Raw genomic sequence first — 18,851 nt, forward strand, 5'->3', positions numbered from 1 at the left:
GAGGCACGGTCAAAATGAAAAAGCTCCTAGCATCGGGGAAAACGATAGAAGATGCGGTTCGCAAAGGTCTTGCCCAATTGGGCGTTGAAGAAGACCGGGTGAACATTACAGTATTGGAGCAAGCCAACAAAGGCTTGTTCGGGCTTATTGGAGCCAGAGAAGCAAAAGTGGAGTTGGAATTGTTGCCTGATGGCGTCGAAGAAGCGATGAAGTTTCTTCGCGAAGTATCGGGAGCAATGGAACTTACCGTTTCTGTTGAGCGGTTGGATGAGAATGATGCAGTGCGGATTAACATTACGGGTTCCGACTTGGGCATTCTAATCGGTCGACGAGGACAGACTTTGGATTCTCTACAATACTTGGTGAACATTGTGGCAAATCGCCACTCTGACCATCATCTTCGTATCGTTCTCGATGCTGAGCAATTTCGTGAACGCCGTCGCCAGACTTTAGAAGCGTTATCGGAACGAATGGCCATGAGGGTCATTCGCACTCATAAAGAAATAATGCTTGAACCGATGACCTCCTCGGAAAGGAAGATCATTCACGCCAGATTGCAGACCAATCCGAACGTGAGAACTTTCAGCCAAGGGGACGAACCGAATCGTAGAATCGTAATTGCTCTGAAGTAAACATAGGGTGACCGCGCAATGGCTTCCGCAACGTTGGGGGGTCATTGCGTTTTTGTATAACGTCCGTTAGAGGTGAATAGATGAACGAAGATACAATTGCCGCGATTGCTACCGCTTTAGGGGAAGGCAGCATTGCTGTTGTCCGGGTAAGCGGTCAGAATGCGGTAGATACGGTAGCTAAAGTATTCAAATCCAAGCTTGATCTAAGGGAAGTTCCAACCCATACGGTGCAGTATGGATGGATCGTGGATCCGCAACAGAATTTAGTATTAGATGAAGTATTAGTAACGGTCATGAAAGGGCCGCGTTCTTTCACGGCTGAGGACGTCGTCGAGATTAGTACGCACGGGGGAATTGTCGCGGTAAAGTCGGTTCTGGAATTGGTATTGCGTCATGGCGCCAGATTAGCGGAACCGGGAGAATTCACGAAGCGTGCTTTTCTTAATGGAAGAATCGATTTGTCGCAAGCAGAGGCTGTCATTGATTTGATCCGTTCGAAGTCCGACAGGGCTTTCCAGGTTGCTAGGAAACAAGCAGACGGAGCATTGTCTAAAAAAATCATCCCGATGCGCCAGCAATTAATCGAATTATTGGCGCACGTGGAAGTCAATATAGATTATCCGGAACATGACGTGGAAAGCGTAACGTCCGATTTTATTCGCGACAATTGCAGCTCGGTGCTTAAACAAGTTAAAGAGTTGTTAATTCAGTCGAACGAAGGCAAAATACTAAGAGAAGGTATCGTGACGGTTATCGTTGGCCGACCGAATGCAGGGAAATCTTCCTTATTAAATGCGTTGGCTCGCGACAATAAAGCGATCGTGACTGACATTCCCGGTACGACTCGTGATATTGTAGAGGAATCGGTATCTTTATCCGGAATTCCGTTAAGGCTTCTAGATACGGCGGGTATTCGCGAGACGAGCGACAAGGTGGAACAGATCGGGGTAGAGCGTTCGCGCGACGCGTTGGACGATGCGGATCTCACTCTGCTCGTATTGAATCATCACGAAGAGCTACATGAGGATGAAAGAAAGCTGCTTGATCAATTGAAGGATCGTTCGACGATTGTCGTGGTGAATAAAATTGATTTGCCTGGCCAATTGGATATTGCAGAGGTAGAACGCGATTATGCTAAGGATCGCATCGTATATTTATCCGCTAAAGAAGGCAATGGAATAGAGAGTCTGGAGAAGGCGGTATCCGGTTTGTTCTTCAGCGGAGCTGTTGAATCAGGGGATATTACTTATGTGAGTAACGCTAGGCATATAGCATTGCTTCATCAGACGAAACAATCTTTAGAAGATGCTATTCAAGCGACTTACGACGGTGTGCCGATTGATCTGACCCAGATCGATCTAGCCGCTGCCTGGGAGTCATTAGGACAAATTCTTGGAGATGCTGCGGGGGACTCATTGCTTGATCAAATTTTCTCCCAATTTTGTTTAGGGAAATAAATATACTAAGAAATAAGGAGGGAACCGTAATGACATATCGTGCAGGGGATTATGATGTCATTGTCATTGGCGCTGGGCATGCCGGCTGCGAAGCAGCATTAGCTGCGGCTCGGATGGGGTGCGAAACGCTATTGTTGACCATCAACTTGGATATGGTTGCATTCATGCCTTGTAATCCATCGGTAGGCGGACCGGCCAAAGGCCATGTCGTTCGAGAAATAGATGCTCTTGGCGGGGAAATGGGTCGTAATATCGATAAGACCTTCATTCAAATGCGTATGCTTAACACGGGTAAAGGGCCGGCCGTACATGCTCTTAGAGCGCAAGCGGATAAATTCCTTTACCAGCATACGATGAAGCAGACGATCGAATTGCAAGAAAGGTTGACGTTACGTCAAGGTTTAGCTGAGGACTTAATTATCGAAGATGGTGCATGCGTCGGAGTCGTAACGAAAACTGGGGCGGTATACGGCGCTAAATCGGTTGTATTAACAACGGGCACTTACTTGAGAGGTAAAGTTATCCTTGGCGAGTTGATGTACGAGAGCGGACCAAATAATCAACAGCCGGCGGTTAAGCTATCCGAATCATTGAAGCGTTGCGGATTTCAATTGGCGCGCTTTAAGACGGGGACACCGCCTCGGGTGCATGAGGATTCGATCGATTTCAGCAAGACGGAAATTCAACCAGGAGACAACAAACCTAAGTACTTCTCTTATGAAACGGAATATATGGCGCATTCCGATGATCAGATTCCTTGCTGGTTAACTTATACTTCCGAAGAAACGCATCAGATTATTAACGATAACTTGTATCGCGCTCCAATGTTCTCAGGATTAATAGAAGGAACAGGTCCGCGGTACTGTCCATCGATCGAAGATAAGATTGTCCGGTTTGCCGATAAACCGAAGCATCAAATTTTCTTAGAGCCGGAAGGCAGACATACGAAAGAGTATTACGTGCAGGGTCTTTCCACGAGCATGCCGGAAGAAGTTCAGGTCGAAATTCTGAGATCGATTCCGGGTTTGGAGAAAGTGGAGATGATGCGTCCCGGTTATGCCATTGAATATGATGCGGTCGTTCCAACTCAGTTATGGCCGTCGTTGGAAACGAAGCTGGTTCAGAACTTATTTACCGCGGGCCAAATTAATGGCACATCCGGTTATGAGGAAGCAGCGGGACAAGGTGTTATGGCGGGAATTAACGCTGCGCGCAAGGTGCAAGGGGCTGAGCCGGTTATTATCGATCGTTCCAAAGGTTACATTGGCGTTATGATCGATGATCTCGTCACTAAAGGGACGAACGAGCCTTATCGTTTGCTTACTTCTCGTGCAGAATACCGTTTATTATTGCGCCACGACAATGCTGATCTAAGGTTAACGCCTACCGGCTATGAGATCGGCTTGATTACCGAGGCTCGATATGTGAAATTCACTGAGAAGAAGAACCGGGTGGAAGAGGAGATCATTCGACTTAAAGAAGCTAGGTTCCGTCCCGATGAAGCCGTTCAAGCGATGCTGGCGAAAGCTGGTTCCACTCCGATTAACAACACGGTTGACGGTTTAACGTTACTTCGCCGGCCGGAGATTAATTATGGCCATCTCGAGAGCTTGCAGCCTTCCCCGATCGAATTATCCGAAGACGTGAAGGAACAAGTTGAAATTCAAGTGAAGTATACGGGATATATCGAAAAACAGCAGTTGCAGGTCGATCGTATGGAGAAAATGGAGAAAAAACGTATACCCGACAACATCGACTACGACATTATTCACGGACTAGCGATGGAAGCAAAACAAAAACTCGGCAAAATCCGACCTTTATCAATCGGTCAAGCGTCAAGAATAGCAGGCGTGACGCCAGCGGATCTATCGATATTACTAGTGCACTTGGAACATTATAATCGAGTAACTGCGGCGGCTCACGGATCATGATCGATACCATTCAACAGCAATTTAAGCATGCCGTCGAGAGCTTAGGGATACAGTTAACAGACAAACAGCTATCCCAATTTGAAACGTATTATTCTCTGTTAGTCGAGTGGAATGAAAAAATGAACCTGACGGGGATAACGGAGAGAGATGCAGTATACGAGAAGCATTTCTATGATTCCTTAACGATTGCAGGAGTGACGCAGTTTGACAAAGCGTCCTCCTTAGCGGATATTGGATCGGGTGCCGGATTTCCTTCCATTCCGTTAGCGATTGTTTACCCTCATTTACAAGTTACGATTATCGATGCATTGGCTAAGCGAATTAAATTTCTGGAGGAAGTTACATCCCAGCTTGGTTTAACGAAAGTGTTATGTTTGCACAGTCGTGCTGAGGATGCCGCCAGAAAGCGGGAACATAGAGATCATTACGATGTTGTAACGGCCAGAGCGGTCGCCCGACTAGCGGTACTTAACGAATTTTGTTTACCGTTCGTTCGCCCCGCCGGATTGTTCATCGCGATGAAGGGCACTGATATTTCCGCCGAGTTGGATGAGGGGCGATATAGCCTAGCCAAGCTAAATGGCAAAATTCAAGATGTTAAGCGTTTGACGTTGCCGACAGAAGGAGCGGACAGACATTTGGTGATTTGTGCGAAGAAAGAGCCGACGCCAGCCGCCTATCCTCGTAAAGCGGGCATTCCACTTAAAACGCCGCTAGTCAAACCTTCGTTATTTAGCGCCAAATAAACAAGCTACAAAGACATGAATGTTCCACGTGAAACATCTCCCTCCCATGGGTGATAATTGTTTCACGTGGAACATTTTTACGTTTACGCCACATTAATAAACATGATATTCTTAGATAGAGTAATTGCGAGATCGGTAGATCCATTAAGACAGATAGAATAAAGGGTTTCTCGTTGTGAAAGTTTTTTCACAAGCAGGAGAAACGGGTTGGGATAGCGAATAAGATAGATAACAGATTAGCGTGTCGCTTATGCGCCTCACGGCACATTATAGCGGCGCTTTTTCGTCACTATGGACGCAAATTTCCGCCCTATCTTACTTAATGTGGTGATCCGAGAGAAATGAAAGAGCAATTCTCAAGACTGCTCGGTTTATCAGACCGTAGCAATCAAGAAGAAGTCAAACAAATAGCAGTCAACGAGATCGTTCCGAGCCCTTATCAGCCCAGATCGATCTTTGATGATGATCGAATCGATGAACTGTGTCAAACTATTAAGACTCACGGTATTATTCAACCTATCGTTGTTAGAATTCGTGATGGCAAGTACGAAATTATTGCGGGCGAGCGCCGCTGGCGCGCAGTTACGAAGCTCGGCATGGAGTATATTCCTGCGATTGTTAGAGAGATTAACGATTCACAGGCAGCTTCAGTTGCTTTAATTGAAAACTTGCAGCGCGAAGGTCTGACGTCTCTTGAAGAAGCGATGGCCTACCAGAAGCTAATTGATTTGCATCAATTGACTCAAGAGAGTTTGGCTCAGCGGTTGGGTAAAAGCCAATCCACGATTGCTAACAAAATCCGCCTTTTGCAATTGGGTGAGACCGTTAAAATGGCGTTGTTGGAAAGAAAAATTACTGAGCGCCATGGTAGGGCACTATTGTCCTTACCGGATGAAGAGATGCAAAATAAGGTTCTCAACGAAATTATCGAAAAAGACCTTAACGTTAAACAGACTGAAATTCGCATCGCCTTTTATCTCGAGGTTGCGAAGCCTAAGAGGAAGCGTATCTCTTTCACTAAAGATGTACGTTTGGCGCTGAATACGATCCGCCAATCCGTCGACATGGTGAATGGCTCGGGTATACCTATCAAGGCAAGTGAAAAAGATTGCGATGATCATTATGAAATCATCATTCGAATTCCTAAGCGTTAGTATATTGCGGATCCCCATGATCGATCGAGAGGCGCTGCCCAAAAGCGGTTGTACGGTTAGTGATGGACATGGGGCCGCTTTTTGTTTCTTTAATGCAAGCAAGTCCAATCAGCTAAGTAAACGACTATACGTATTCATAGGATGGTATGCCGTTTTACATGTGTAATTCATACTGAGGTGAATTAGGTTGTCTAAAATTATTGCGATTGCCAACCAAAAAGGCGGAGTAGGTAAAACGACGACTTCGGTTAATCTAGGTGCATGTCTTGCCTCGTTAGGCAAGAAAGTGCTCATCGTCGATATCGACCCCCAAGGCAATACGACAAGCGGAATCGGAATCAATAAGGCAGACGTCAATTATTGCATATATGATGTGCTTATTAATGAGGTGCATCCTAAACAAGCTGTAGCAGATACGGAAGTCCCTAATCTTAAAATCATTCCGGCGACAATTCAGTTGGCTGGCGCGGAGATCGAATTGGTTCCGACAATGTCGCGCGAAATACGGCTTAAGAAAGCGTTGGCTCTTGTGAAGAATGACTATGATTATGTATTGATCGATTGTCCGCCTTCCCTTGGAATCCTGACGATAAACTCCTTAACGGCCGCTGATTCCGTACTTATCCCAATTCAATGCGAGTATTATGCGTTGGAGGGTTTGAGTCAATTGCTGAACTCTATTCGTCTCGTACAGAAACATCTGAATACGTCCTTGCAGATTGAGGGTGTGCTGTTGACGATGTTTGATGCGCGGACGAACTTGGGGATTCAGGTTATCGAAGAGGTTAAGAAGTATTTTCAGCAAAAGGTGTACCAGACCGTTATTCCGCGTAATGTGCGGTTAAGCGAAGCCCCTTCTCATGGGCAGTCGATTATTACTTATGATCCGAAGTCCAAAGGTGCAGAAGTGTATCTAGAGTTGGCGAAGGAAGTGATCTCGTATGAGCAAGCGGCTAGGTAAAGGATTAGATGCTTTAATTACCTCTCTATCGATTAAAGAGGATGATAAGGTCGTTGAGATTCCGTTGCCGCAGCTTCGGCCGAATCCGTATCAGCCTCGTAAAACCTTTGAAGAAGAAGCGATCAAAGAGTTGGCGGAATCCATTCGCGAGCATGGGGTCATCCAGCCGATCGTCGTTCGCCAAGCTCTAAAGGGTTTTGAAATTATCGCAGGGGAAAGACGCTTCAGAGCATCGCAATTGCTCGGGAATGCTACAATCCCGGCGGTAGTGAGAGCGTATAATGATCAGCAAGTGATGGAAATCGCCCTCATCGAGAACGTACAAAGGGAAGATTTGAATTCGCTAGAGGTTGCGGTTGCTTATCAAGCGATTATGAATCAGTTCAAGCTTACGCAAGAGGAACTAAGCTTGAAGGTTGGGAAGTCGCGTTCTCACATCGCGAACTTCCTCCGGTTGCTATCGCTGCCAGATGAGATCAAAGATTATGTTTCACGTGGAACATTATCTATGGGACATGCTCGGGCATTGGCTGGAATTAAAGATGAATCGTTGAAACGCCAATTAGCGAAGCAAACGGTTGCGGGTGAATGGAGCGTACGCGAGTTAGAGGAAGCGGTGCAAAACACCGAAACGAAGGTCAACGTTAAGGCGAAAACGAAAGCTAAAAAACGCGACCCGTTCCTTGAAGAAATAGAAGAGACGTTACGCGAGAAGTTTCAAACGACGGTGCGAATTAAGCCTAATAAAGATAAGGGTAGAATTGAATTGTCGTACTTCGGAAAAAGCGATTTGGAGCGGTTGTTAGAGCTACTAAAAGCAATGGCGTAACAGGATATTTGATAGCATACCTAAGTTGTAATCTTCCTAAGGAAGCATTAAACTAAGGTATGCTATTGTTGTATTAGGACGGTGAAAAGAAGTGCAGAATAAACCCATTATTTACTTGGACAATGCCGCGACAAGTTGGCCAAAACCGCCATCGGTAATTGAGGCGATGGAACGAAGCATGAGAGAAAGCGCAGCTAATCCAGGCCGTGGAAGTCATGCGATGGCTGTGAAAGCAAGTCGGGTGCTGTTCGAGGCGCGCAAGAAGCTAGCTAGGTTATTTCGAGTGAATAACCCGAATGATATAGCATTCGCGTTGAATACGACCCATGCGCTAAACCTTGCGATTCAAGGGCTGTTGAAACCGGGGGACCATGTCATCACGACAAGCCTTGAGCATAACTCGGTGAGAAGGCCGTTAGAGGCCTTGAAGAGGAAGCTAGGGATCGAGGTCACCTATGTCCAGACAGATGCAAAAGGACTCTTGAACGTAAAAGATGTGGAAGCCTCGATAAAGTCGAATACGAAACTAATCGCCGTATCCCATAGTTCGAATTTACTTGGGACGATAACCCCTGTGTCGGACATTGGGGAAATTGCACGTAGGCGGAAGGTTAAATTGTTGGTAGATGCAGCGCAGAGTGCTGGAGTCCTGCCGATCGACGTAGAAGCAATGGGAATCGATCTGTTAGCTTTTCCAGGCCACAAAGGATTGTTAGGTCCGCAAGGTACGGGCGGCTTATACATACATCCCGAGTTAGAGCTGGAGCCGTTAATGCACGGGGGGACGGGGAGTAAGTCGGAAGCTCCTGAACAACCGCTAGTACGTCCGGATCGATATGAAGCCGGAACGCAGAATACGGTAGGAATGGCAGGGTTATCAGAGGGGATCAGCTATATTCTAAAAGAGACCCCAGAAGTCATTCATGCTAAGGAGCAACAACTAACCTATGAGTTAATGGAGGGGCTTCAAAGAATACCGGGTGTTACGCTGCTAGGTCCAGAGGTCGGCGTGGAAAGAACGGCTATCGTCTCCTTTCTATTAGAAGGAGTAGATCCATCCGAAATGGCTTTCTTGTTGGATCAGCAGTTTGGTATCGCAGTGAGGGCCGGATTTCATTGTACACCCTTAGGGCATGAAACCGCAGGCTCCTTCGAGACGGGAGCGGTTAGGGCGAGTCCGGGATATTTTACGGAAAAATCGGAAATCGTATCTATGATCGCAGCGGTTAAGGAAATTAGCGATACACTAAAAAATAATAAGTAATAACAGCGAGTGAGACACTGGGGGAGACAGAAATCATGGATGGTTGGAATGATCAAATTGCAATGGCAGTTGCAGCAGGCGAAGGGTTAATTCTCTTAATATTGTTAGTATGGCTCATAGTCGTGACAAGCAAGCTTCGAAAAGTTAGAGAAAATCAGCGCAAGATGGTCGGGGAAACGGGAGTTCATAATATGGAAGACGTCATGCAAGCACTGCATGAAAGAATCGCTTCCGTAGACCATAAACAAACGAACCAAAACGAGAAACTTGAACAACAAGAAAAACGCTTATCCACCCTGAAAGGAAGAATCAGCGTTCATCGGTTTAATGCATTTTCGGATTCGGGCAGCGATCTTAGCTTCTCTGTCGCATTCGTGAATGAGGAACAGGACGGAGTAGTAATTACGGGAATACACGGGAGAGAACAAACGTTCTTGTACGCTAAGCCAATCGACAAAGGCCAATCTGCATACATGCTGACTCCGGAAGAAAAGATTGCAATCAGTCAGGCAATGCAAAAGGGATAACCGAGTTATTACGCGTCTTATGTACTGCGTTTAGGAGACTTTGAGCTATAATTTCCGACATCTTAACGACGAGGTTTAACCTAGTGTTCTGAAGGACGAAATATTCCATAAATCCGCCGACGTTAACGATGCCTGTCATATGGATATCACCGACAGGGGGTAACTCCTTGTTGACACCGGCTCCAGGACGAACGGGTCCCGAACCGAGTTGAATGCAACCAACACTGGATACTTGTCCAAGACACGCGTCGATGGCAATGACGAAGGGTTGACGAGAGCTTCGCATGATCTTAAGCAAGGTATCCCCTAAGTTCATGGCGTGTACCGGCTCTTCTAGCGTGCCATACAGGTCGAATAAGGGACTGTATTCCCGGGCTAATGCCGTTCCGACTAAAGGACCCAGAGAATCGCCCGTAGAGCGATCCGTGCCAACGCAGACGATGACGATCCGACGCTCTTGCGGTAAAACTTCCAGATAGTGCTCCAGCTTCTGAGATAATCTTTGCAAGACGGTTGGTTCGTTAAAAGGAATCTTTAAAGAGAGCGCCGCTGATTCCGGTGCGGAGCCCGGACGTTTCTCCCAAGCGCCGTTCATTCGTCCGATTCGCCTCCTACCCTAGTATGTTACTAGTATATGGACGAAAGATCATATTTATACTTGGACGATTGGAAAGGCAAAGATTTGTAGGTTAGATTTATAGGGAAACCATTTTAGTCGTCAATTGTGTACGGGAGGTATGCGGAATGGACACGCTTCTGATCGCCTTCGATTCAACTCAACAAGCACTTCGGGCGGAGATGCTATTGGAGTATGCGGATATCGAGATTGATATATGTCCAACACCTAAGGAAATTACGGCCGGATGTGCATTGTCGATTGCATTTCCAAGCGATGAGTTGGTTCAAGTCAAACAAATTATCGTCTCGGAGAACGTAGAAATCCGGGGTCTGTTCGAGAAGACAATAGAAGGCTACGACGAGATTCATTGAGTTATGTCTTGAACGGCTTTGAAAAGGAGATTAAATCCTTATGCGTGTATTATTTATGGAAGAACAAGCGGCAGTCAAAGGAAACTTGTGGAGTAATTTCCTCGAGAAGATTATGAATATGATCGAGGATACGGATATGTGGACCGCGGCGGCTATGGTACTTCTGCGGATCATTCTGATTATCGTCATAAGCCGAATTGTGCTCATGCTCGTGAACCGATTCATCGATCATGTGACGAACATGAAAAAATCGAAGAGATTGAAGCTCCGGACGAGACGTGTTCAGACGATGGGAAGGTTATTGAAAAACGCCTCTTCCTATATTTTTAACTTCATAGCGATTTTATTGATCCTTGGGGAGTTCCACATCCAGCTAGCGCCCTTGCTTGCAGGGGCCGGTGTTATTGGGCTAGCCATCGGTTTCGGTGCTCAGAGCTTGGTTAAGGACGTTATAACCGGATTCTTCATTATCTTGGAGGATCAATTTGCGGTAGGCGATGTCATTCAGACTAAGGACTTCAAGGGAACGGTCGAGATGATCGGACTACGCGCGACGAGAATTAGAAACTGGACGGGCGAGGTCCATATCATTCCGAATGGTCTGATTAACGAAGTGACGAATTTCTCCGTTAACCCTTTGTTAGCGGTAATCGATATTACGATCGCCTATGAGAATACGATCGAAGAGATGATGACTACGATTCGCAACGTGCTAACGCAAATCCATAGCCCCAACATTACGGCCACACCCGAAGTTCTCGGCATTCAGACGCTTGCCTTAAATCAAATGACTCTTAGAATAACCGCCCGCTGCAAACCGAATACGACGGGCGAAGTGACGCGTTTGATCAATACGGAGTTGAAAAAAGCATTCGAAGCAAGCCGAGCCGAAGCAACCTCATGAAGAGAACAGGCGGTTCATAAGCGAATGGTAGCGGGGGAGGGGATCGTATTGGAGCGTAAACAGTTCGAGCTTGGAGACATTGTGCTAATGAAGAAACAGCATCCATGCGGAGCTAACGAGATGGAGATTATCCGCATGGGGATGGATATTCGGATCAAATGCGTACAATGCAAGCACAGCATTCTGTTGCCTCGAGCTAAGTTCGAGAAGAGCTTGAAGAAAGTATTGAGATCGGTTGGCGGTAGTCAACCGGGTGATGGGGAAGGCTAAGAAACTTATGGAAAACTGGAGACGCGATCCAGTTGCAAGTCCAGTGTAAATGTGTTATTATTTTTCTTGCTGCGGAGAGGTACCCAAGAGGCCCAAGGGGGTTGACTCGAAATCAACTAGGCGTCGCGAGGCGTGCGTGGGTTCGAATCCCACTCTCTCCGCCATTACTCCAAATAACCCGGCATATCAACGTCAGCAATACGTTCTTGGAACGAAAGATGCGCGTTGCATGACCGAAATACATAGGTTAGAACGCTAACTGATTCGTTAGTGCTCAGCGGATTACCGAACCTTCTACGTGAAATATGGCGTAGGAGGTTTTTTTTTGGTCAAACCGACAGTTATAAGTACGAATACCGATGGAATACAAGAAAAAAAAGAGCTTCGCATTTCGAAGCCCTTTCTCATTATTAAAGCCTATCTCAATACTTGACGACAATGTATGGACTCAATGAACCCATCTGCGCGTTTTCTAACTTGTCCTCCGTGAGAGAACTTAAAGCTTTCATTGTCTGTTTGAATAAATCATCTTCATCGATTTTTCCAGCTAAGCGAATAACGATGTGTGTGCTGCCTTCCTTTATTTTTTGCTCGAGTTTGGTTCCGTAATCATTAGCTGTAGAGACCTCTAAACCATTGACCACATAGTAATCTTTGGAGCCGTCGCTTGAATTGAACTGGTCAATCTCGGAATCCAACCAATACTCTTGAGATAGGGTAAAGTGGAGAGATTCGGCTGTCTTATCACTCGAGTTGAACAGTAGATAAGGTATACCGCTATTGGTATCGTTGTTAGTTGAATCTACATGAAACCAGCTATTATTGAGTTTGACCTTATTCCATGCATGTGGAACGCCACCCATATCGCCTGTTACCACGATGCTTTCCAAGCCTGCCAAGTCGCTCAGCATCTTATAAACAGAAGCGTAAGAAGCGCATACACCGACCTTCTTGACCATGATTCCGTATGTCGTGAACGAGTCGTTGAATTTCGAATCGATCACCTGGAAGTTGTTCTCTTTAGCGCTATCTAAGGCTGCCATGTCGTATTTCGTATTATCATTAAGATAATCATAGATGGCTTTGTATTTCTCTTCGATGGACATATTCGTCTTAATCGTACCCTCAATAATTTTATTCGCTTCGGAAATGATCTCTTGTTGTTTCTTCTTAATAGACTCTGCGGAGTCCTCAAACTTAATCTGTAAAGATAACGTGCCGTAATCATATCTCCAACTTTTAACTCCTAGGATCAGAGGGTTCTGATAGATGACTTCAAACAAGATGTCCTCCAGGGTTTCATAATTCTGTACTTCGGGAAATGCCTTGAGAGAAATGGTCTCTTTCGCTTCAATTAAGCTTAGGGCGAGAAGCTCCTCAACGGCAGAATTCACATTGATCTTAGTATCCTTGATTAATGCGGGAGCAGGTACAGATTCCTTGTCTCCTTCATCTACTTTTTGCTTAGTATTCGTGATTTGACTATCCGTGAGACTGCTTGCGGATTCCTCATTGGATGGTTTCTCTACGGCATCAATGATACTAGGAACATCCGGAGAAGGCACATAATCCGTTGTATTCTGAGGAGCTACGTAACCGGATGTTTGATCTTGGCCGTGGTTACCGGAAGCATCCAGCAGAGCTGACTTTGTCGTGTTTGTAATCGTAACGTACCCTCTAAAATCGGTGCCTTTAACGGAATAAGTAACGTTTGCTCTGCCGGTATCCGATAGTTCTGCATTGGCGAAATCATAAACAAAATCGCGTTGTACGATGAAGCCATCAACCAATTTCACATCAGCGATCTTGGGGAATGAGTTTAGATTATCGTATTCTTTGAAACTTATGTTCGTTTCTAAGCTTACAGGAATCAGAGAGGACAATTTAATCGTGCTGACTACATTGCTAAAGTTAGATTCTTTGTCCCCTTGTACAGCTGTTACATAATACTCTCCGTTGATGCCAAGATTCTGATAACTGACCAAATCCGATGGAGAGTTAGGTTTAGTATTGGAAAGGAAATTAGAAAGCTCGGTGTCTTTGGTCTCGGATTCTAATCGGGGATAACTGCCTACATACCCTTCCTCAGGTCCGCTTACCGGAAGATTGACCGTATCCAATAAAGCATGCGTAGCTCGGTTGTATACCTTATAGGATGTAGCACCCGCAACTTCGTTCCATACCAACTTGAAATTACCCTTCTCGTCGATCTCGTATTTCAGAGTCGGAGAGGAGAGATCGGATTTGATAGTAAAAGGTACAATCATTGGTTTATTTAACTTTGTTGGCGTGGTGGCTTCTAGATCATAGTTAATGCGTATGTAATATACAGGAGCATTACCCCATCCTGAATTTCCAATTCCACCTTTAGTGTCGCTAGAAACTAAAACGCTACTCAACGGTTTAATGGTAATCGTATTGCATTCTATTAAATCTTCGCAGTTGGTTAATGTCAGGATTTTGCTTTCCGGTAATGCTTTAATGTCCGTATGTACAGTAATGACTTCAGTAGGTTGAATGTCGAAGTGACTATTAAACTTAAAGGTAAATACTTCATCTCTAGCTACGTTATACATAGGCATAAGAGACTTGTCTGCATCCGAGCCGTATTTCTTCTTAAGGTCATAGACCGTGTTCACGGATGTTTCAATTAATTTCGGAGTGAGCTCCGTGACAACGATGTCTTTCTTCTCCTGCGCGGAGTCGGAATTGCCCCCAAAGCAACCCGTCAAAACGATACTGAAAACCATAAATAATGACAATAAACGCTTCACTCGCTACACCACTCCCGATATAAAGACTTAAAAATACAAAATTCTACAATAATTACTATTGTTATTGTATAACAGGGATTAATGCCATGAAACCCCAATTATGAAAAAAGATTATGAGATTCAACGGAATGGGTGCGATAGAAAGCGATGAACAAAATCCCCCAAAACGGAATTATAGGAAGCTACGGACGCGAACAAGAGTCACCGAATTTAAAACTAACGAAGAACCCTTCGCAGGGTTCTTCGGGCGACGTTTAATGAGTTGCATTCGAAATTCGTAACCATTGACGTTGCTGATTTAACTCAGCGCTTCGGTTGTCCGGAATCTAAACTCAGTGTGTTGCAGACGAATAGTCTTTAGCACAACGCCTCGCTTCCGTAGCCTACTCCGATTGGAACGTTTCCTCTTGCGTTGTTGCGCCCAAGTCGTTCAAGGGAACCACACCTCTCGTTTTCCGTCGCCGAAATATAGAATGGCCCGAATGATCTCACAATATACGTAGCGATCAACAATTATCGAAACTGTTTCATTTTCTTCCACTTGCGATTGTGGTTCGAGGTTTCAGGGAACTTCTCGCCTTTGCGCAATACGACGTGCTGCGGGTTGTTAATTCCCATGTGAAAAGAGTCCTCTCCGACCTCCATGTACTCTCCATCGTTCGGAGCCCGTTGACCCGGCTCGAACTGCGTTTGTTCACCCATTGCCATCACCCCCTGCCTTAGTCGATAGTGTAGCGCGAAATTCCTTGCGATATTCGAGCCATTGTGATAAAGTATTCAGGCATGCAATTAGAAGCATGCTCCTTGCTTCCCAGCCGGTTGACAAGCTCATCGGTATACAAAGTGGGGGGCCAAAGACCTTAAGGAGGTGAACGGAAGATGCGCAACTACGAGTTGATGTACATCATCCGTCCGGACGTGGAACAAGAAACCGTTCAAGCTGTCGTGGAAAAATTCCAGGGCATCATCGGGAACGGCGGAGAGATCGTAAAACACGACATTATGGGTAAACGTCGTTTAGCTTACGAGATCAACAAACACCGCGATGGGACGTATGTGTTGGTTCATTTCTCGGCGACGTCAGCAGTTGTGACTGAGTTGGAACGCGTTCTGAAGATTACGGATGAAGTTATCCGTCATATCGTTGTCAGAGAACAAATCGCGTAAGTAACCGCACAGTACCAGGCGGATAACCGCCGCAAGCCTAATGTCATGTCTAGTGGAGGGAAGCCGCGATGTTGAATCGAGTTATTCTCATAGGGCGCCTGACCAAGGATCCCGAATTGCGTTACACGCCTGCGGGCGTTGCTGTTACCCAATTTACTTTGGCGGTAGACCGTCAGTTCTCTGGTAGTAAAGAAGAGCGCGAAGCGGATTTTATCCCGATCGTAACTTGGAGACAGTTAGCCGAGACGTGTGCCAATTATCTTCGTAAAGGCCGTTTGGCCGCCGTGGAAGGCCGCATTCAAGTGCGGAACTACGAGAACAACGAAGGCCGACGCGTATATGTAACGGAAGTCATTGCCGATAACGTTCGATTCCTGGAATCAGCCAACCGCGAGGGCGGCGGAGGACAAGGAAGAGACGAAGGAGCAGGTGGCAACCCGAACTCTGGCGCAGGCGGGTACGGAGGCGGCAACCGCAGCTCTGGCTCACGCAACAGCGGTAACAATAGTGATCCCTTCGCCGATGACGGGCGACCGATAGACATATCGGACGATGATTTGCCATTTTAACTGGAAAGGACGGATAACAAATGAGCGAACAACAAACAGCAGCACCAGCACGTGAAGAGCGCCCTGCACACAGCCGTACAGGCGGCGGTGGCGGAGATCGCGGTGGAGACCGTGGCGAACGTGAGCCTCGTAAATTCCGCCGTGGCGGCCGTAACAAACGTAAGAAAGTTTGTTACTTCACTGTAAATAAAATCACTCACGTGGATTACAAAGAGTTGGACTTGCTTCGTAAGTTCATCAGCGAGCGCGGCAAAATCTTGCCACGTCGCGTTACAGGAACAAAAGCGAAGTACCAACGTATGTTGACTGTAGCGATCAAACGCGCACGTCAAATGGCTTTGCTTCCTTACACGACTGAGTAGTAATGAAACAAGAGGCACCCTTCGGGGTGCCTTTTTTTTCTATAAGTAGCCGGACTTGCACGAGAATATGTACTCCTATACAATCGACATGGACCCAATAAGATAAACGGAAGTTAGAGAAGGGGATTACATGCTCGGAATCGGCATCTTGCTCGGCTTCCACCTTCTCGGCATGGTACTTCAGCACGCTTTGTCCCTTCCGTTACCCGCCAACGTGTTGGGACTTTTGCTGTTTGTCATCTCCCTGTTCGCCGGTTGGATTCGGCTGGAATGGGTAGAAGTGTCGGCGAACTTCCTGTTACGGCATATGATGCTGTTCTTCATTCCGATCATCGTGGCGAGCCAATTGTTCTTTCCTTTAATGAAGGAACAATGGCTGACGATCGGGGTAAGCTGGCTCGGAAGCACGTTAATCGCGTTATTCGTGACCGGCTGGGCGACAAAGTCGTGGACGGAAGGAAAGAAGGAAACCGATGAGTGATTGGAAACAGTCTTTGTTCGGCGAACCGCTATTCGCTATCGCAGTAACGGTATTAATCTACTTGGGGGCCCAAGCGCTTCATGCCAGATGGCGATGGCTGCATCCGCTGTTGGCGGCGAGCGTCGGCGTGATGCTATTGCTTGCAGCGCTGGACGTTCCCTATGAAGCCTATGCGGTCGGCGGACGCTGGATCGAGTTCTGGCTCGGACCGGCTACGGTCGCGATAGGAGTACCCCTATACAAGCACGCGGCGTACATTCGACGGCAGCTTCCCGCAATTTTAGGCGGGATCGCGGTCGGTACGATGAGCGCAATGGCTAGCGCCGGTGCGCTCGTCTGGCTGCTCGGAGGGACGAAGGAGCTTATGCTCACGATGATGCCGAAGTCCGCGACTGCTCCGATCTCGATCGAGGTCGTCCGCCAACTTGGCGGACAACCGGAGCTTGGAGCGGTGTTGACAGTGCTGACTGGCTTGCTTGGCAGCATGATCGGACCGAAGCTGCTGCGAATGGCCGGATTCGGTGATCCATTTTCTCTTGGCGCGGCGATCGGAACGTCCTCGCACGGTATCGGTACCGCCCGGTTGCTCCGCGAATCGGAATTGGCCGGCGGCATTAGCGGCTTCTCCATGGGCGCGGCGGGAATATTAACTTCTCTCTACGCCGTACCTTTGTATATGTGGGCACTATAGAAAAGCCGTAAGCACCAAGAAGACCGTCAGGCAACCCTGACGGTCTTCTTGGTGCTTATGATCGGCATTACAAACTTCAATTTCCCTGTAGGATAAATTATTGTCGTTCTGACAATTTTTTCTTGACTCTCCCGTTACTGGAGAATTTATACTATTCTGAGAGGGGGAACAAGATGAGTGAACAAAACTATTCCATCGGTGAAGTGTCTACCATGACGGGCGCCACGGTTAAGACGATTCGATATTATGATGAGATTGGCTTATTGAGACCGGCAAAAGTGACGGAATCCGGATTTCGCTACTATACGGAATTGGAAATATGGGAATTGGAGCTGATTTTGGGGCTCCGTCACATAGGATACAGTATTAAAGATATACGCTCCATCCTTCATAACGATAAGCCGGTTTCTGTGTATTTGGATTGGCAGATCGATGCTCTGGATCGGCAAATCGATCATCTTCAAGAGCTGAAGGCTGTTCTTGAAGCAACAAGGCAATCCGCATCCGCCGATAATATGCTGGACTATATTCGAGAGATTACTCGGTTTATGAACAAGGGAATCGGTCAGAAAAAAGAGTTCATTCGCGAGAGAATCGACCAAGGAATTGTCGGAAGCCACACCCCCGAGACATGGAAAGAGCAAATGTTAACTGCACTGCTTGGTTATCTCCCAGACCCTGTTCGGTTAACAAAAGATCAATATGCGGCATGGATGGAACTGCTCGCGATGCTAGAGGATCAGGGGTTCCGCGTTCACGTTGAAAGAGCGATGTCGATGTTTTATACGAAAACAGAAAGCGAACAGGTTACACCGTCCGATTGGCAGTCGAGTTATCTGGGTTTGGCAGCCCGTGCCGAAGCGGCGATGCATGCCGGACTCTCCCGATACGCGGAGGAAATGCGGGCAATTGCGGCCGAGTACGTTTCATTATTATCGGGACTGAAACTCCGGTTGACGTCGGAAACCGCAACGCAATTTCTGCAGCGTTCGGAGATGATGAATCCTCCGCAAGTGCAGCGGTATTGGAGCTTGATTCGAAAGCTAAGTCCGAAGTGGGAGCTGCATTTTAAGGCGTTGGAAGCCATTAAACAAACAATCATAGCGGTAGCCGCGAATGATAGTGACGAGGAGGAATAGTAG

Annotated in this window: 21 protein-coding genes and 1 tRNA gene; 19 read left to right on the forward strand and 3 right to left on the reverse strand. The window is 46.7% G+C overall.

Annotation, left to right across the window (positions count from 1 at the left end):
* The first annotated feature begins 14 nt into the window (after window positions 1-14).
* From jag to L3D05_RS07505, 9 genes are all read left to right on the forward strand, one after another.
* Entirely contained in the window at window positions 15-632 is a 618-nt protein-coding gene (gene jag, locus L3D05_RS07465) for an RNA-binding cell elongation regulator Jag/EloR (protein WP_239615400.1), read from the forward strand.
* Between the two features lie 80 nt (window positions 633-712).
* Entirely contained in the window at window positions 713-2,089 is a 1,377-nt protein-coding gene (mnmE, locus tag L3D05_RS07470) for a tRNA uridine-5-carboxymethylaminomethyl(34) synthesis GTPase MnmE (RefSeq protein ID WP_239615401.1), read from the forward strand.
* A gap of 29 nt (window positions 2,090-2,118) precedes the next feature.
* Window positions 2,119-4,020 carry a tRNA uridine-5-carboxymethylaminomethyl(34) synthesis enzyme MnmG gene (gene mnmG / locus L3D05_RS07475; RefSeq protein ID WP_239615402.1) on the forward strand — a complete coding sequence of 634 codons (1,902 nt, stop codon included), beginning with the start codon at window positions 2,119-2,121 and terminating at the stop codon, window positions 4,018-4,020.
* Complete coding sequence (rsmG, locus tag L3D05_RS07480) at window positions 4,020-4,766, forward strand: 16S rRNA (guanine(527)-N(7))-methyltransferase RsmG (protein WP_239615933.1); 747 nt, start codon at window positions 4,020-4,022, stop codon at window positions 4,764-4,766. The genes mnmG and rsmG overlap by 1 nt, the downstream gene beginning before the upstream one ends.
* A gap of 341 nt (window positions 4,767-5,107) precedes the next feature.
* Entirely contained in the window at window positions 5,108-5,920 is an 813-nt protein-coding gene (gene noc, locus L3D05_RS07485) for a nucleoid occlusion protein (RefSeq protein WP_239615403.1), read from the forward strand.
* Window positions 5,921-6,107: 187 nt separating this feature from the next.
* Complete coding sequence (locus L3D05_RS07490) at window positions 6,108-6,881, forward strand: ParA family protein (RefSeq protein WP_239615404.1); 774 nt, start codon at window positions 6,108-6,110, stop codon at window positions 6,879-6,881.
* On the forward strand, window positions 6,862-7,710 hold the full coding sequence (locus L3D05_RS07495; protein ID WP_239615405.1) for a ParB/RepB/Spo0J family partition protein: 849 nt from the start codon (window positions 6,862-6,864) through the stop codon (window positions 7,708-7,710). The genes L3D05_RS07490 and L3D05_RS07495 overlap by 20 nt, the downstream gene beginning before the upstream one ends.
* A 91-nt stretch (window positions 7,711-7,801) precedes the next feature.
* Window positions 7,802-8,974, forward strand: a complete 1,173-nt coding sequence (locus L3D05_RS07500; protein WP_239615406.1) for an aminotransferase class V-fold PLP-dependent enzyme — start codon at window positions 7,802-7,804, stop codon at window positions 8,972-8,974.
* A gap of 35 nt (window positions 8,975-9,009) precedes the next feature.
* Entirely contained in the window at window positions 9,010-9,501 is a 492-nt protein-coding gene (locus L3D05_RS07505; protein WP_239615407.1) for a DUF4446 family protein, read from the forward strand.
* Here the strand turns inward: L3D05_RS07505 and yyaC are convergent.
* On the reverse strand, window positions 9,476-10,096 hold the full coding sequence (yyaC, locus tag L3D05_RS07510; RefSeq protein WP_239615408.1) for a spore protease YyaC: 621 nt from the start codon (window positions 10,094-10,096) through the stop codon (window positions 9,476-9,478). The genes L3D05_RS07505 and yyaC overlap by 26 nt on opposite strands.
* A gap of 149 nt (window positions 10,097-10,245) precedes the next feature.
* Here yyaC and L3D05_RS07515 point away from each other — a divergent pair, with 149 nt between their 5' ends.
* The 4 genes from L3D05_RS07515 (at window position 10,246) to L3D05_RS07530 (ending at window position 11,829) form a co-directional block, all read left to right on the forward strand.
* Window positions 10,246-10,491, forward strand: coding sequence for a putative Se/S carrier protein (locus tag L3D05_RS07515; protein WP_239615409.1), 246 nt, complete (start codon window positions 10,246-10,248; stop codon window positions 10,489-10,491).
* 40 nt (window positions 10,492-10,531) lie between these two features.
* Window positions 10,532-11,395 carry a mechanosensitive ion channel family protein gene (locus tag L3D05_RS07520; RefSeq protein WP_239615410.1) on the forward strand — a complete coding sequence of 288 codons (864 nt, stop codon included), beginning with the start codon at window positions 10,532-10,534 and terminating at the stop codon, window positions 11,393-11,395.
* Window positions 11,396-11,443: 48 nt separating this feature from the next.
* Window positions 11,444-11,665 carry a DUF951 domain-containing protein gene (locus tag L3D05_RS07525; protein ID WP_239615934.1) on the forward strand — a complete coding sequence of 74 codons (222 nt, stop codon included), beginning with the start codon at window positions 11,444-11,446 and terminating at the stop codon, window positions 11,663-11,665.
* 73 nt (window positions 11,666-11,738) lie between these two features.
* A tRNA-Ser gene (locus tag L3D05_RS07530) sits at window positions 11,739-11,829 on the forward strand.
* A gap of 258 nt (window positions 11,830-12,087) precedes the next feature.
* Here L3D05_RS07530 and L3D05_RS26695 read toward each other — a convergent pair.
* Together L3D05_RS26695 and L3D05_RS07540 are read right to left on the reverse strand one after the other, a co-directional pair.
* Entirely contained in the window at window positions 12,088-14,439 is a 2,352-nt protein-coding gene (locus tag L3D05_RS26695; protein WP_239615411.1) for a transglutaminase domain-containing protein, read from the reverse strand.
* Window positions 14,440-14,952: 513 nt separating this feature from the next.
* Window positions 14,953-15,141: a YjzC family protein gene (locus L3D05_RS07540; RefSeq protein WP_239615412.1), complete on the reverse strand. Its 189-nt coding sequence runs from the start codon at window positions 15,139-15,141 to the stop codon at window positions 14,953-14,955.
* Window positions 15,142-15,318: 177 nt separating this feature from the next.
* On the opposite strand from L3D05_RS07540, the gene rpsF reads away from it, so the two are divergent.
* From rpsF to L3D05_RS07570, 6 genes are all read left to right on the forward strand, one after another.
* Window positions 15,319-15,606, forward strand: a complete 288-nt coding sequence (rpsF, locus tag L3D05_RS07545; RefSeq protein ID WP_239615413.1) for a 30S ribosomal protein S6 — start codon at window positions 15,319-15,321, stop codon at window positions 15,604-15,606.
* Window positions 15,607-15,674: 68 nt separating this feature from the next.
* On the forward strand, window positions 15,675-16,175 hold the full coding sequence (gene ssb / locus L3D05_RS07550) for a single-stranded DNA-binding protein (RefSeq protein WP_239615414.1): 501 nt from the start codon (window positions 15,675-15,677) through the stop codon (window positions 16,173-16,175).
* 20 nt (window positions 16,176-16,195) lie between these two features.
* Window positions 16,196-16,537 (forward strand): 30S ribosomal protein S18, encoded by a 342-nt coding sequence (gene rpsR / locus L3D05_RS07555; protein ID WP_169282023.1) that lies wholly within the window; start codon window positions 16,196-16,198, stop codon window positions 16,535-16,537.
* A gap of 130 nt (window positions 16,538-16,667) precedes the next feature.
* Complete coding sequence (locus L3D05_RS07560; RefSeq protein ID WP_239615415.1) at window positions 16,668-17,018, forward strand: CidA/LrgA family protein; 351 nt, start codon at window positions 16,668-16,670, stop codon at window positions 17,016-17,018.
* Window positions 17,011-17,709 carry an LrgB family protein gene (locus L3D05_RS07565; RefSeq protein WP_239615416.1) on the forward strand — a complete coding sequence of 233 codons (699 nt, stop codon included), beginning with the start codon at window positions 17,011-17,013 and terminating at the stop codon, window positions 17,707-17,709. The genes L3D05_RS07560 and L3D05_RS07565 overlap by 8 nt, the downstream gene beginning before the upstream one ends.
* Before the next feature lie 173 nt (window positions 17,710-17,882).
* A complete protein-coding gene (locus tag L3D05_RS07570) occupies window positions 17,883-18,848 on the forward strand; it encodes a MerR family transcriptional regulator (RefSeq protein WP_239615417.1) in 966 nt (321 codons plus the stop codon).
* Window positions 18,849-18,851: the final 3 nt, after the last annotated feature.

Origin of the sequence: Cohnella mopanensis (assembly GCF_022352055.1) — a bacterium.
In the GTDB taxonomy this organism is placed as follows: Bacteria; Bacillota; Bacilli; order Paenibacillales; family Paenibacillaceae; genus Cohnella; species Cohnella mopanensis.

Coding starts and splice junctions, on each gene's coding strand:
- jag (WP_239615400.1), top strand. CDS start 15: ATGAAAAAGCTCCTAGCATCGGGGAAAACGATAGAAGATGCGGTTCGC.
- mnmE (WP_239615401.1), top strand. CDS start 713: ATGAACGAAGATACAATTGCCGCGATTGCTACCGCTTTAGGGGAAGGC.
- mnmG (WP_239615402.1), top strand. CDS start 2,119: ATGACATATCGTGCAGGGGATTATGATGTCATTGTCATTGGCGCTGGG.
- noc (WP_239615403.1), top strand. CDS start 5,108: ATGAAAGAGCAATTCTCAAGACTGCTCGGTTTATCAGACCGTAGCAAT.
- L3D05_RS07495 (WP_239615405.1), top strand. CDS start 6,862: ATGAGCAAGCGGCTAGGTAAAGGATTAGATGCTTTAATTACCTCTCTA.
- L3D05_RS07505 (WP_239615407.1), top strand. CDS start 9,010: ATGGATGGTTGGAATGATCAAATTGCAATGGCAGTTGCAGCAGGCGAA.
- yyaC (WP_239615408.1), bottom strand. CDS start 10,096: ATGAACGGCGCTTGGGAGAAACGTCCGGGCTCCGCACCGGAATCAGCG.
- L3D05_RS07515 (WP_239615409.1), top strand. CDS start 10,246: ATGGACACGCTTCTGATCGCCTTCGATTCAACTCAACAAGCACTTCGG.
- L3D05_RS07520 (WP_239615410.1), top strand. CDS start 10,532: ATGCGTGTATTATTTATGGAAGAACAAGCGGCAGTCAAAGGAAACTTG.
- L3D05_RS07540 (WP_239615412.1), bottom strand. CDS start 15,141: ATGGGTGAACAAACGCAGTTCGAGCCGGGTCAACGGGCTCCGAACGAT.
- rpsF (WP_239615413.1), top strand. CDS start 15,319: ATGCGCAACTACGAGTTGATGTACATCATCCGTCCGGACGTGGAACAA.
- ssb (WP_239615414.1), top strand. CDS start 15,675: ATGTTGAATCGAGTTATTCTCATAGGGCGCCTGACCAAGGATCCCGAA.
- rpsR (WP_169282023.1), top strand. CDS start 16,196: ATGAGCGAACAACAAACAGCAGCACCAGCACGTGAAGAGCGCCCTGCA.
- L3D05_RS07560 (WP_239615415.1), top strand. CDS start 16,668: ATGCTCGGAATCGGCATCTTGCTCGGCTTCCACCTTCTCGGCATGGTA.
- L3D05_RS07565 (WP_239615416.1), top strand. CDS start 17,011: ATGAGTGATTGGAAACAGTCTTTGTTCGGCGAACCGCTATTCGCTATC.
- L3D05_RS07570 (WP_239615417.1), top strand. CDS start 17,883: ATGAGTGAACAAAACTATTCCATCGGTGAAGTGTCTACCATGACGGGC.